Here is a 13,232-nt window from a genome sequence, read left to right as displayed (position 1 = left end):
CTGTGGCCGCCAGTCGAGCGCGCACGCATACCCGATCGATTCGGCGTCCATGTCGGCCGCACCTTGTCACGACGAGTTTCCCGAGTCCTGGGATTTAGACATGATCGAAACGGCCCCTTTGGATTCGAACAAAGCCAAGCGGACGTTCTCGGGCGTTTGATGACCGTGCTCGCGCAGAATCGCATCGAGGTCAACGCGGGTAAGGCCGCATCGTTTCATGTTGGGCTCGTGCAACTGCCCGTCGCGGATCAGCACCCGCACCGGTTTGTCGACCACGCGGCGCATCCACGGAATGAAGCGAAGGCGAGCCACAACGTCGTGCGCGGCGACCAATGTCAGCAGCGCCGCAGCCCCGGTGAACCACGACGTATCCGCGGCGGTTGCGGTGCGGCCAATGACGGCGCCGATCGCGACGGCGGTTACCCAATCGAACGGCGTGAGAGCAGCGATGGTGCGACGCAGAGTAAACCGGAAAGCTCCTGCCGCGGTGACAAAGAATGCAAGCGCCTTGAGCGCTGCGTAGCCTGCAGGGCGCCATCCATCAAATAACTGCAGCAGCAACTCTCGCATCACAACCACCCGCCCCGGAGGATCGACTCGTCCTGAGTGTGTGTAGGTGCTTCCGCGAAACACGCCTTGCCTTGAACCATTGTCATCCTCCTTGCTTGTTGTGACCGCGCCACCGCTAACGGGGTGCTGTAGCGGATCGCCCGGCTTCGTGTGCGGTAAACGGGGTATTCGATGCGCCGGCGCTACCTAGCGGTTGGTCACGAACCTGGTACCTGCGCTGATAGCATCCCAACGGTGCCGGCGGCCAAAGAGACTGACCCCGACAACACCGGCGGGCGGTTGAGCGCATTCATCCGCAGTGCTGACTACGTGCGCAAGTGGCTCGTTCTGGGCATCGCGATCGGCGTCATCGCGGGCGCCGGGGCGGTGGTCTTCTTCCTGTTACTGAAATACGCCGGCGAGTTTCTCCTCGGTTATCTGGCGGGCTACCACATTCCGACCCCAGTCGGTGAGGACGGCAATCATGCCTCCTCAGGCATCGACCGACCGTGGGCCATTCCGTTGGTCACGACAACCGGTGCGTTGTTGTCGGCGATCATCGTCGCCTGGCTTGCCCCGGAAGCCGAAGGCCACGGCACAGACGAGGCGATCGAGGCCGTCCACACCTACCCCGGCAGCATCCGCGGCCGGGTGGTGCTGGTGAAGATGGTGGCCAGCGCGCTAACTATCGGCTCGGGCGGTTCGGGTGGTCGTGAGGGGCCTACGGCCCAGATATCGGCAGGTTTCGGATCGCTGCTGACCCGGAAACTGAATCTGTCTGACGAGGACGCCAGGATCGCGGTCGCCGTGGGAATCGGCTCGGGCATCGGCGCTATTTTCGGCGCACCGCTGGGCGGAGCCGTGCTGGCCACGGCGATCATCTATCGCGAAGACCTTGAGTACCGTTCACTAGTACCCGGTTTCATAGCGTCGGCGACGGCATATGCGGTACTAGGTTCGATCATGGGCTTCGAGCCGTTGTTCGGCTTTGTCGACGCCGAATACCGATTCGAGGCAGCATGGCCGCTGCTGTGGTTCGCGGTAATCGGTGTAGTCGCCGCCGCGATCGGCTACCTGTATGCCCGCGTCTTCTATTGGACGGTGGCGCTGACCGATCGACTCCGCGCGGAGTACTAAAGCCCGCCATCGGTGGACTGCTAGTCGGGCTGCTCGGACTGCTGATACCTCAGGTCCTCAGCAGCGGCTACGGGTGGATTCAAGAAGCCCTCACACGGCAAACGCTGATGACGATTCCGTTGTGGATCGTCATCGTCCTGCCGATCGCCAAAATCGTTGCCACGTCGCTATCGATCGGCACTGGCGGATCGGGCGGGATCTTCGGCCCCGGCATCGTGATCGGCGCGTTCGTCGGGGCAGCGATCTGGCGGCTGGCCGACGTCTTCGACCTTCCTGGAGTGCCAGACGACCCCGGCATCTTCGTCGTGGTGGGCATGATGGCGTGCTTCGGCAGCGTGGCCCATGCGCCGCTCGCCATCATGATCATGGTGGCCGAGATGACGGGATCCTTTGCGGCGATACCCGGAGCGATAATCGCGGTGGGCATCGCGTCGTTGCTGATGTCCCGCAGTGGCGTAAGCATTTACCGGTCTCAGCGTCTTGATCGCGAGGCGGCTGCCGCTGAACGCGCAGCCGCGCGCGAACAGCCAAGCTAGCCGACTTCTTACTACCGAGACATAGCTTTGTCGATGGCCGCTTGCTGTTGCTCAGAACGTGTCGACGCGGGTCGGCGCACGTATCGAGACCAGGTCAAAACGGCCGCAAAAGCATAGAACGCCAAGAAAATCCAATACGCGGGCGTCTCTGTGCCGGTGCTGAGGTACGACTGCCGTAGCGCCAGGTTGATTGCCACGCCGCCGAGCGCGCCGAAAGCCGCGACAAAGCCGATGACGGCGCCCGATGTCGCTTCGGACCAATGCCGGCGTTCGGCTTCACTGACGGCTAGCAAATGGCTGCGCGCATCGAAAACAGACGGGATCATTTTGTACACTGCGCCGTTGCCGAACCCGGACAGTACGAAAAGGATCATGAAGCCACCGATGTAGCCGATGATCGTCAGTGCTGTAGTGCGACCGGGATTATGAGCGTCGAGCGTGCTGATGCCGACCAGCAATAAGGTGGTTAACCCCATGGCGGCGAAGACAGCCAGCGCGACGCGGCTGCCGCCGAGACGGTCGGCGAGTCTGCCGCCATAGATTCGCGCCAGCGAGCCCAAAGCCGGTCCGATAAAGGCAAACTCAGCGGAATGCAGCGCTGCCTGCGCATGAGTTTGACCGGCCGCAGCAAAGTTTAGTTGCAGTACCAGGCCGAAGGCGAACGAGAACCCGATCCATGATCCGAAGGTGCCGAGGTAGAGCAGCGCGAGCAGCCAGGTGTCACGCTCAGAAAGAATTTCGCGCAGATGGCTTACCTCCGTGGGATGCTCGAGGTTGTCCATGAAATGCGCTGCCCCGACCGCAGCAACAGTCAGCAGCACGAGATAAAGTCCACAGATCCAGTACGGTTGGCGATGGCCGACAAGAGCGATCACGAGCAGCCCGATTAACTGGATCACGGGGACGCCGAGATTGCCGGCTCCAGCGTTGAATCCCAATGCCGAACCCTTGAGCCGGTGTGGGTAAAAAGAATTGGTATTGGTCATCGACGCGGCATAGTTGGCGCCGCCGCAGCCGGTCAGCGCCGCGCACACGAGGTACGGCCACAGCGGTAGGCCGGGATGCGCTAACAACGCGATCGTGGCAACGGTCGGTACCAGCAATATCAGGATTGAGAACGCTGTCCAGTCACGACCACCGAAGTGCGCGATACCCAACGAATATGGGATCCGCAGGCATGCCGCGACCAAAGTGGCGGTGGCGCCGAGCAGGAACTTGTCGGCTGCGGAAAATCCATACACGCTTTGCGGCATGAACAGCACCATCACCGGCCAAAGCGTCCAAATGCCGAAGGCGAGGTGATCGCAGGCGACCATCCAGAGCAGATTGCGACGAGCGATCGTACTATTGCCCGCTTCCCACGCGACCGTGTCTTCGGGGTTCCATTCCGAAATACGATGTGAGCGGGTCATTTACACCTTTCCTGTAGGAGGGTTAGCGGACAATGACGCGAATTATCTTGTAAAACAAGGGCTTTATCGGCATCGCATGAGTCATGTGCATGCTGCAACAGAGCCTGGGTCATCGTTTCCGAGCGGTGAGAATCAAATATTCCCAGTCCATCACGCCGTCAGTCATGTGTCGCTGCGCGAGTTCGGTGAGTTGCTTGTCGAGCGTCGCGGCCAGCACGGCGTTTGTGCCGATCTGGCGGTAGGCGTTGATTGTCGGGCCGTACTGGTTCTTGAAATACTCATGCACCGCCTCGGCGCCGTCGAAGCGGTCCACCCTCAACATGGCGCGCCTGGCGCGGATATCACCGACGTGGTCACCCAGCAGCCCAGCGACATAGTCCTCACGCCCCCACAGCGCCGCCGGCGGCACACCTGGCGGAAGCGTTGGCCGGTACGGCCTGATGGCTGCCAGCATCTGGCCGAAGAATCCTTCTGGCGTCCAGCTGATCAGGCCAATCGTGCCGCCGGACCGGCAGACCCTCACCAGCTCGTTGGCCGCCTGCTGATGATGTGGGGCAAACATCACGCCGATCGCGGAGAGGACCGCGTCGAATTCACCGTCTGCGAACGGCAGCCATTCGGCATTGGCTTCATACCATTCAAGCGCCACACCCTGTTCCGCCGCCCGTGCCCGGGAGCGCTGAAGCAGCTCCGGTGTCAGGTCGCTGGAAACGACGGTGGCGCCCGTCTTGGCGGCGGGTATCGAGATGTTTCCGGAACCGGCGGCGACATCCAGCACGCGGTCACCCGGACCGATGTCGGTGGCGCCGACCAGCACCGGTCCGAGTGGGGACATCACCTGCTCGGCCATCAGCGCGTAGTCGCCCATCGCCCACACTGCCTGGTTCGTCGTTGCCACAGGCGCTCCGTCGCCAAGGATGTCGATGCTCATCAAAATCTCCTGCCTAAACAAGGGGTGGCTGCTCCGACACCGTCGTCGGTGGCACGGCAGCGAAATATCGCAACCCGAGCCAATCGTTGCCTACAGCTATAGTAATACTAGGAAATAGTTTGTCTTTACCATAGTAGTTGCCTGCTAAACTGCTGGACGTGCCTGTGAACATCCCGGAGCCAGGTCCCACAACGAGGCAAACCGGGACCACCAAGGGGACTGGATAAGCGGACCAATGGCCACCAAAAGCGCGACGGCATCCGAGGAGTCAGTGGATGCGATCACCGACGCATTGCTGACCGCGTCGCGGTTGCTGGTGGCGATCTCGGCTCACTCGATCGCCTTGGTCGACGAGTCCATCACCATCCCGCAGTTCCGGACCCTGGTGATCTTGTCCAACCGCGGGCCGATCAACCTCGCCACGCTGGCTGGTCTGCTCGGCGTGAAACCGTCGGCAGCCGGGCGGATGGTCGACCGGCTCGTCAGCGCCGGACTGATCGACCGCAAACCGCATCCGGCCTCACGGCGTGAATTGCAGGCCGCCCTGACGGCACGCGGACGAAAAGTCGTCGGTCAGGTCACGTCGCACCGGCGCGCCGAAATCGCCCGCATCGTCGAGAAAATGCCACAGTCCGAACGACATGGGCTGGTCCGCGCGTTGACCGCGTTTACCGCCGCCGGGGGAGAGCCTGCCGCATATCTCGATGCCGAGGCGTAAGGCAACCCCACTCGGTCAACGCAATCGACATGTTGCGGCACCTCAACCGAGCACGAAGTACCGCAGCCATAGGTAGATCGCCGAGAGTGCAATGGATATCGCGGTGACCAGTGCGCCTTTGCGGGTGAATTCCCAAAAGGAGATGGGATAGCCTGCGCGCCGGGCGATTCCCAGCATCACGACATTGGCGCTGGCCCCGACGGCAGTCAGGTTGCCGCCGAAGTCCGCGCCGAGTGCCAGCGCCCACCACAGTGTGTCGGGGTCGACCGGGCCGGGCATGACCGCGACCAGTTCAGTGACGATCGGTGTCATCGTGGCGACGTAGGGGATGTTATCGATGATGCCCGATACCGGCGCTGAGAGGCCGAGGACCAGCATGGTGGTTAACGCTTCGTCGCCGCCGGTCAGCTCGGTCGCTGCGCGCGCCAGCTCGTCGATGACACCGGTCTTCACCAACGCGCCGACCATGACGAACAGGCCCGCGAAGAACAGCAGCGTGTCCCATTCAACGTTGGACAGGTAGTCAGATCGCTGCAGGCCGGAGATCACGATCAGGATGCCGGCGCCCAGCAGTGCCACGACCGACGGTTCGACGTGAAGCAGCGGATGGGCGATGAACGCGGCGAAGACCAGTGCCAGGACCACGGCGCACTTGACCAGCAACCCGCGGTCGCGGATGGCTTCGCGTTCGTCTAGTGACATGACGCCGGCCACTCGCTTGGCATCAACAGTGAAAGAGCCTCGGAACAACAGCGGTAACAGTGCGACAAAGACGATCAACACGATGACGACGATCGGCGCCACGTGCACAAGGAAGTCGTTGAACGTCAACCCCGCCCGGCTGGCGATGATGATGTTGGGCGGGTCTCCGACTAGCGTTGCCGCACCACCGATGTTGGAGGCGAACACCTCGGACATCAGAAATGGCGCCGCGTTGATCGCGAGCCTGTCACACACCAACAGCGTGACCGGGGCGATCAACAACACTGTGGTCACGTTGTCCAGCAGCGCTGATCCGACCGCCGTCACCACGACCAGCAGGACCATGATCCGTAACGGAGAACCGTTGGCGCGCTTGGCCGCCCAGATCGCGACGTATTCGAAGACACCGGTATGCCGCAGCACGCTGACGATGATCATCATGCCCAGCAGCAAAAAGACGACGTCCCAGTCGATTCCGGTCGCATGCGAGTAGAAGACGTCGTCGGAGCGGATAACCGGCAAGATCGACACGACCGCCGCGCCCGCCAGCGCCACCAGTGTCTTGTTGAGGCGATCACTGGCGATCAATGCGTAGGCGACGACGAAAACTGCTACCGCGACGATGCTCACGGCCGACAGCGCCGTTCGCCGCCGCGCCTTTTCGGGACAGCGTCGGAGATGAGCGGCGACTGCTCCAGCAGGCCGAGCGCGGTTCTGCCAACGGTGTAGCCCATAGCCCTTCCCTGGTCCTACGACGACGTCGCCGACCAGGCTTCCCGGCACACCGAATTGTCACGCTATCAGCCGCCGGTACCGGCATGATGCGCTCAAGGTTTCAGCACCGCCGCCAGCAGGCGCGATGCGGTGATCACCCCGTGTGGCGCGCCGTCCTTGACCACCGCGATAAACGGACTTCGCGAGCACGCCATCATCGCGGCCACTTCGAGGATGGTGTCGTCCGCGTCGGCTGAGCGCACGTTGAGCAAGTGGTCGGGAAGCACTTCGCGCACCGCCTTGCCACCCAGCTTGTCGGCGGCCCGGTCGGCCATCCCGGGCAACCGGTGTTCGGCAAGCATTCGGGCGGCGTCTGGTGCATTGGAATCGATGGCTATGACCGGGAATTCCTCGGCGATGTCCTCTGCGCGCATACTCCGTGCGGCTGGCGGACAACCGCCCGCCGCGATGCTCGATCAACGCGTCACCAACGTCATGTCCTCATAGACACTAGGTGCGGGAGTGTGATGAGTTCTGGTGTTTGCTGGTGGTTGAGTTGTGTCGTCAGTTTTTCGTTTTCGACGGTCAGCACGTTGACGATGCGCGCAAGCGCTTCGATGGTTTGCTGCTGCTGTTGGCTGTGTTCGTTGAGGTCGGATAGGCGGCGTTGTGTGGCCTTGAGTTGATCGCGAAGCCGCTTCTCGTTCTCGGGTATTCGATTTTGAGCGCGGACTCGGGCATAAAACTCGTCTTTGAGGTCGGTGTGGCGGTGGGTGAGAAGGTGCCGCTTGATTCCGGCTTCGGCTGCGAGCGCAACAATGCTGAGTGCACCGTCGGACCGCAGCGGTGTGCCGGCCAGCAGGCGATCCATCGCGGCGCGTATCTGGTTGCGTGTTGGGTCGGTCGTCATCCCAAATCTTCTTCCTCTAGGTGGCTCGTTATCTTGCTGCGGTCGTGGGTGTCCGCTAGTTCGCTCAGCGTCAGCGCGCGGTGACGCAGACGTTGTGCGAGTGGTCCTGGTGTGATGGGTGAATCCGCCTGCTGCTGCAGGTGTTTGGCTTTGGCCCGTAGCTGGATTGCGTCGCGGTCCGTGCGGGCGATGTTGGGACAGCATGATTGGCAGCGGTCCAGGCTGGGCGCACCGGGTCGGCTCGTTGACCCGTTGTCGGGGTTGCAGAGGGCTTTGACTGGGTCGTAACTGCAGGTCAGGTAAGCGGCCGCATTTCCGAACACCGTCAATGTGGGATCTGCCAGCAGGGCTTTGGCTTGACGTCGGGTCAGGATTGCTCCGGCGAATCGCTGATGCTGTTGGTGCGCGGCATCGATTAGTCGGCGGGCTGCTGGACCTGAAACTCCATGCCCGGCCTGCAAGGAGTCATGCACGTCGGCCAAGTGGTCGGCGACAGCACGCGCGGTCTCTAGATCCAGAAGTTCGTGGATGCCCTCGCGTTGGCGGGCTGCGTAGCTTTCGCTGATGAGCGTTCGCATGTGGCCATATTGGACTGCCAGGGCGACAAGCCCGCCTGGTTGGCGGGCGATATGCCACGCCAGGGTGCGTCGGAATCGCCGGGTGCCGATCCGGCCGTGCGGGTCTGGCGGGATGGTGGCTTCGCCAGTTCGGCTGTTGACCCATGTCACGAACTCGTCGATGCGTCTGCCCATCGTCGCGTAGGTGACTGACCGACCCGGCCGGCCGGTGTCGTTGGTGGGAAACAGAAGCCCGGTCGGTGCGGCCTGCCTCTCGAGGATGCGTATCGCGGCCACGACTTGGGGGACGGCGACCCACGGCGCCGGGCGTAGGAGGCCATCGGATAGGTGGTTGCCATCCTCGTCGTAGGCGGTCTTGTAGTGCCGTGCCCGGATCAGGTGTCGCCGCGTAGCTGAGCCGTCACGGTCGGTGGCGGGGGCCGGTTCAGGGCAGCAGCCGGCGCGCAGCGCGAGGACTTCGCTTGGTCGCATGCCGGTGAGATAGGCGATCACAATGAAGCAAGCGGTATTGAGGTGTGCGAGAAGGGATCCGATCTGGAAGTGGTCGATGTCGTGGGTCCAGGGCTGCTCATCGATGGTTGCGGTAATGGCGACATCGAGCGGACACGGTCCTGGGTTTTGGGTCAGGTAGCGTTGCCACTTCGGCTGCCGGAGGACGCTTTCCACCGTGGTCGCGGGGCAGCCGGTGATGCCAGCGATGTAGTTCCTTGCCACGGTGGGCTTGCCTTCTCGGCTTCCCGCGGGCAGTGGTTTGCCGGTGGACTCCAGATAGTCAAGGTAGGCGCGCAGCGCGGTCGCGCCACCTGATGAGTGGCGCTGTTCGGCGGCGGTGGCGATGGTGCGTAGACGTTGATTCTCGACGTGGCCGGCCAGGATGTCGGTGGAGAAGTCCTCGACGAACCGTAGTGCCCAGCTCAGCAGCGGCCCCATCGTGGCAGGGCTGATAGGTTCGGTGGCGTTTTCGCCGGTCGGTGTGGCTGAAGACAGGTACTCGTTGGCATCGCCCGTTTCCCACGGTGGGGTATCGATGCGCGCGGTGGCAGGAAGCAACGGAGCGTGGGCGTGTAATCGAGTCAGGGCGCCGAGGTGGCTGACGACCGTGTTGCGAGCGAGCTTGCGGATTGTCGTTAGATGGATGCTGTAGTCCGCCAGTATTTCGGTGGTGACTGCGGCGAGTTCGGTGATGCCCCGCTCGTCGAGCCAGACGGCGAAGGATCGCCAACTCCAGATGGTTACGTAGTTGCGTTGTGCGCTCAGATGGCTGCGCATCCGGGTCTTGCGGGCCAGCAGCGTGTCGGGTACTGGAAAGTTCAGCAGTACCCAAGCCGCGAGCCGGAATTGTTCTCGCAGGCTGGCCGGGAAGGCTGACCAGTGGATGCGTGCCGTTCCGACGGAAGGACTGGTACTGGAGAACGTCATCAACCAGGACTCGGCGCCATAGCGGGGAATCAAGGCGCGGCGATCAGCATTAACAGCCGACGGATCAACGATTGGGTCGCTGGGCCGCGGGCCAGGCAGGACGTCTCGGGTCAAAGGCGTTGTCATTGGTCGAATTCCCGGTGCAGAAGTGCCTCGATGACGGCACGGTCCTCGGCGCCGGCAGCGGTGAGCGCGTCGATCCATTCAGCGGTCGTGAATACGGACTCTTTGAGGGTGCACAGGCGGGCGAAGTGTTCGCGCCAGTCGTGATCCCAGACCTTCGCCGGCAAAGCGGCGCGTAACTCGTCGAGCGCTCGGTGCAGATACGCTAATCGTGGCAGGTGACGTGGAGTGACGACCGCGTTGGTGCAGGCGAGGCACAGCAGAAACGAAGCGCGACAAGGCGTTCCATGTGCGCTGAATGGGCTGTGCAGATGATCACTGCAGCTGACGGTGGCAGTGTCCGCGTTTGGTGGGGCGTCGCTATTGTGGGTGCTGATGCGTGCCGTCACCACCGCTTTGGCGTGGGCGAGTGCGTGGTTGACGCCGTCGGCGATGACTGGGGCCGCAGTGTCGCGCGTTGCGGGCTCGGGCAGAACGTAGATGCTGTCGTGGACGTCCTGGCTGTGCTGGGTGGGTGTGCGTCGGTGCAAGGCCGTTACCGTGCGGCGCAGGCGACGCATGTTCATTGCGGTGATGCCTGTGACGGTATGCCAGTGTCGGATGTCCTCGGCGCCGAAACCCGCTCGGATCAATGCGGTTCGATCGCTGACCAGTACCGGCCGCTGAAGGTGCCACAGCAGCAGGCGAGAGGTGGGAGCGTCGTGTTCCTTCAGCAGATCACGTGCCGGGGCGGTGGCCTCAATGGCCTGCGCAATGAGGCGGCCGGGAGAGGTCGGGCCCCAATCGGTGAGGTTGCGGGTTTCGTAGCGCAGTGGCAGCTTGCGGCGTCGTTTCGCCAACTCTACGCGGTAGATCACGTGCCCGGTTTCCAGGTCGGACATGGCCTCGGGAACGTTGAGCTCGGTGATCGGCGTGGAGTTCCAGCCGTAACTGATCACCATCAGTGCAGCCAGTGAGACCACTTCAACGTTGGTCAGATAGAGCCTGCGCCAGCTGGATTCGGGATCTTTGCCGCCCAGAATGGCCAAGTATTGGGGCTGTACCACTCGATAGCCGGCGGCCGCCTTTTGGGGATCGAGCGGGACGTCGCCCGTGCTGGCGAGGTGGTTCAACGCCTGCCCGAGGAGGTCTTCTGGGCTGTTGTCTGTGAAGCGACCGTTGCGCCAATCAGCTAGGTGTTGGCGGTTGGCGCGGATACGCTGCCAGGCTTTGCGGATGTTCTGCGTTGCGGCGGTCTTGATGGCCGCGAATTGTTCCGGGGTGTAGGCGGTCTCGGTCCTGGGGGTTTTAGTGACGCGTTTGAGGGTTGCTTGCCGCGTGGCTGTCGGCAGCCGGGGGTCGGTGCGCAAGAACGCACCGACTTTTAGGATTTGGCGGCGCCCGATCTCCCCGGTGGGGCGGCTGACGCGCCATTGGTGCCACATCGCCGGGGTGATGTCGCACAGATCGTGAGGGGGCCGCTCCTGGGTGACGAGGAATCGGGCGAAGGTGCCGATCAAAGACCACATCTCTTTACTTGTGGCAACCGACCGCCAGGGGCCGCCGACGCAAACATGCCGAGCGAATGCAAGTGCCAGTGAGCGCTTCAGCGGCAGGTACCCGCACAGCTCGTCGAAGTCGTAGATCACGAGTCGCTCACCCTTTTCGTCCGTGTGGGTGACGATCAGGCCGGTGTCATCAAGCCTTGCGGGGCGTCGGTATTCACCTGCTGGCAGCGGTGCCCGCGATCCGGTCGCGGTCACTGGGCACCGTCGCCGTCGATGACGCGCTCGGATGCCGCGGCGATGCGGGACAGCAGTTCAGCGACGCCGGGCTGGCTCTCCTCAAGCAGCAGGGAGCGGACCTGCAGATCGGCGACAGGCGCGAGATAAATGTCGCGGGTGGTCTGTTCGCTGGCGTGCCCGAGCAGGTCTTTGACCATGCGCCAGGGGTCGCCATAGAGCAGCCGATAATCGCGGCGATCGTCTGGTGTGAGATCGAACCGCTGATCCATCGCATGATGCAACGCCACCAGCATGTGCAAGGCGAACGAGTGCCGGCACATGTGCGGTGTGCAAAACGGCGGATCCGGCACTACGCCGTCTAGAACAACCCGGCATCGGTCGGACCCGGCACGAAATACGGCCTCCCAGGAGTGGGTATCGAACGGTGTTCCGTCTTCTGCCAGCCACAACCACAAGGGCTCGGGGCCACCTGGACCCTCGATGAACAACAATCTCCGCTCGTCGGGATCCAGGCTGCCCAAATTGTCCTGTCCGGTGCGGCGGTGTCGGTCACGCCAATGCAGAATCTCTCGGCTGCGTCCTGTCCGATCGAACACGATCCGCATGCCATCGAGGTCGTCATACCGGCCCTGTAGTTGGGCTCGTCGGATCGCGGCGCGCCGCGTTGTGCCAACGTATGCCTCGATCTCTCGCAGCGCGGGGGCAGACACGTAAAACGCGCGTGCCCGCTTACTTTTGGTTACCGCCGCGGCCACTCGCGCCGCAAAGTAGCGCTGCGGCGGCGACGCCGCGGACGCCGGCAGTTCCCACGTCAGCAGCGACCCGGCCTCGGTTCGGCGCAATCCGCTAGAAAACAGCAGATCGGCGTAAGCGGCGTTGCGGTCATCATGACGTCCCTGCCACGAGCGATCCCGGCGGCCTTCGGGGGTGTAGCCGCGCAACCCGACGTCACGCCACAGCCGATACGCCCCTGGTGTCAGCCAGCGCACGTTACTTGAGCGCACATCCTTCGCCCAGGCATCCGCCGTCTCCACGAGCTGGCCCTGTCGATTTCGAATCGTCTTGATTGCCAACGGATTCAGTTTCAACAATCTCTGCGCGGTTGCCCAGCCGTAGAGCCGTTGCAGGGCAGCCAGTTCTCGGTTCCACTTGGCGCCGCTGATCCGGGCCGGGTTTCGAGGCGATCGGCGCCGCCAATCCTCGAAGTCGAACAGGTCGTCCGGTTCCGCGGCGTCCCAGTACTTTCCGCGCAGCCACAAAAAATCAAAGAACACACGGTAGTCATTGGTGTAGGACAACTTCGTCGACTTGGCCAGCTGGACGAACCCAGACCGGCTGAAAAACTGCGTCAATCGCGCGTCCACGTGATGATTCGGGTCAACCATGAATGGGTCGCCCGGCTTGATGCGCAGTCGGTCTTCGCGCGCAGGAAGGTCGGCCCACTTCTCCAAGATGGGATGAGTAGATGTCGCGGTCGGCACTGTCTCTGATACCCAGTGCACTCTCCACAGTTGTGTCATCTCACCTCGCTCATATGCAACACGGTCAGTCATAACACGTACGATTCAATAGGGAATTGCATGCAGCCGGGCTTTGTGTAAACGATTACATCCACTAGAAAGGTCCTTTCGGGGGACTGTGGAAATGGCCGGGATTAGTTCCTTTAATTTTATCGTGGGGTTCTGACACCCAGCAACGCTTTTTCTGCGCCATGAGTGGGGTTGGTGTCATTTATCCATGGTTTGGTGAGCGACCGTAAGAATTTCTCTGTTCCGGCCT

At 62.5% G+C, this 13,232-nt stretch carries 10 protein-coding genes and 1 pseudogene; 2 read left to right on the top strand and 9 right to left on the bottom strand.

Going from position 1 to position 13,232, the window contains the following annotated elements; all coding sequences use genetic code 11:
- Positions 1-66: 66 nt before the first annotated feature.
- Positions 67-570, bottom strand: coding sequence for a DUF421 domain-containing protein (locus G6N47_RS27365; protein ID WP_083134034.1), 504 nt, complete (start codon positions 568-570; stop codon positions 67-69).
- A 171-nt stretch (positions 571-741) separates the two neighbouring features.
- On the opposite strand from G6N47_RS27365, the pseudogene G6N47_RS27360 reads away from it, so the two are divergent.
- A pseudogene (locus tag G6N47_RS27360) lies at positions 742-2,222 on the top strand (chloride channel protein).
- Between the two features lie 11 nt (positions 2,223-2,233).
- Here the strand turns inward: G6N47_RS27360 and G6N47_RS27355 are convergent.
- Together G6N47_RS27355 and G6N47_RS27350 are read right to left on the bottom strand one after the other, a co-directional pair.
- Entirely contained in the window at positions 2,234-3,634 is a 1,401-nt protein-coding gene (locus G6N47_RS27355) for a nitrate/nitrite transporter (protein WP_083134033.1), read from the bottom strand.
- A gap of 109 nt (positions 3,635-3,743) precedes the next feature.
- Entirely contained in the window at positions 3,744-4,565 is an 822-nt protein-coding gene (locus G6N47_RS27350) for a class I SAM-dependent methyltransferase (RefSeq protein ID WP_083134032.1), read from the bottom strand.
- Positions 4,566-4,800: 235 nt separating this feature from the next.
- Between G6N47_RS27350 and G6N47_RS27345 the strand changes: the two genes are divergently transcribed.
- The gene (locus G6N47_RS27345; RefSeq protein ID WP_083134031.1) at positions 4,801-5,283 is read left to right on the top strand and encodes a MarR family winged helix-turn-helix transcriptional regulator; all 483 of its coding nucleotides are present in this window, start codon (positions 4,801-4,803) and stop codon (positions 5,281-5,283) included.
- A 42-nt stretch (positions 5,284-5,325) separates the two neighbouring features.
- Here G6N47_RS27345 and G6N47_RS27340 read toward each other — a convergent pair whose 3' ends face one another.
- The 6 genes from G6N47_RS27340 to G6N47_RS27315 form a co-directional block, all read right to left on the bottom strand.
- On the bottom strand, positions 5,326-6,624 hold the full coding sequence (locus G6N47_RS27340) for an ArsB/NhaD family transporter (protein WP_083134053.1): 1,299 nt from the start codon (positions 6,622-6,624) through the stop codon (positions 5,326-5,328).
- A 188-nt stretch (positions 6,625-6,812) separates the two neighbouring features.
- Positions 6,813-7,133, bottom strand: coding sequence for a CBS domain-containing protein (locus G6N47_RS27335; protein WP_083134030.1), 321 nt, complete (start codon positions 7,131-7,133; stop codon positions 6,813-6,815).
- A gap of 59 nt (positions 7,134-7,192) precedes the next feature.
- On the bottom strand, positions 7,193-7,609 hold the full coding sequence (locus G6N47_RS27330) for a hypothetical protein (protein ID WP_083134029.1): 417 nt from the start codon (positions 7,607-7,609) through the stop codon (positions 7,193-7,195).
- The gene (locus tag G6N47_RS27325; RefSeq protein ID WP_232080440.1) at positions 7,606-9,606 is read right to left on the bottom strand and encodes a site-specific integrase; all 2,001 of its coding nucleotides are present in this window, start codon (positions 9,604-9,606) and stop codon (positions 7,606-7,608) included. Before G6N47_RS27325 ends, G6N47_RS27330 begins: the two co-directional genes overlap by 4 nt.
- Before the next feature lie 122 nt (positions 9,607-9,728).
- Positions 9,729-11,228: a hypothetical protein gene (locus tag G6N47_RS27320; protein ID WP_139799693.1), complete on the bottom strand. Its 1,500-nt coding sequence runs from the start codon at positions 11,226-11,228 to the stop codon at positions 9,729-9,731.
- A gap of 239 nt (positions 11,229-11,467) precedes the next feature.
- Positions 11,468-12,973, bottom strand: a complete 1,506-nt coding sequence (locus G6N47_RS27315) for a site-specific integrase (RefSeq protein WP_083134027.1) — start codon at positions 12,971-12,973, stop codon at positions 11,468-11,470.
- Positions 12,974-13,232 lie beyond the last annotated feature (259 nt).

It is taken from the genome of Mycobacterium branderi (assembly GCF_010728725.1).
GTDB lineage: Bacteria > Actinomycetota > Actinomycetes > Mycobacteriales > Mycobacteriaceae > Mycobacterium > Mycobacterium branderi.
Note: the sequence above shows the minus strand (reverse complement) of the source record. Positions and strands in the feature narration are given on the sequence as shown.

Coding starts and splice junctions, on each gene's coding strand:
- G6N47_RS27365 (WP_083134034.1), bottom strand. CDS start 570: ATGCGAGAGTTGCTGCTGCAGTTATTTGATGGATGGCGCCCTGCAGGC.
- G6N47_RS27355 (WP_083134033.1), bottom strand. CDS start 3,634: ATGACCCGCTCACATCGTATTTCGGAATGGAACCCCGAAGACACGGTC.
- G6N47_RS27350 (WP_083134032.1), bottom strand. CDS start 4,565: ATGAGCATCGACATCCTTGGCGACGGAGCGCCTGTGGCAACGACGAAC.
- G6N47_RS27345 (WP_083134031.1), top strand. CDS start 4,801: ATGGCCACCAAAAGCGCGACGGCATCCGAGGAGTCAGTGGATGCGATC.
- G6N47_RS27335 (WP_083134030.1), bottom strand. CDS start 7,133: ATGCGCGCAGAGGACATCGCCGAGGAATTCCCGGTCATAGCCATCGAT.
- G6N47_RS27330 (WP_083134029.1), bottom strand. CDS start 7,609: ATGACGACCGACCCAACACGCAACCAGATACGCGCCGCGATGGATCGC.
- G6N47_RS27325 (WP_232080440.1), bottom strand. CDS start 9,606: ATGACGTTCTCCAGTACCAGTCCTTCCGTCGGAACGGCACGCATCCAC.
- G6N47_RS27315 (WP_083134027.1), bottom strand. CDS start 12,973: ATGACACAACTGTGGAGAGTGCACTGGGTATCAGAGACAGTGCCGACC.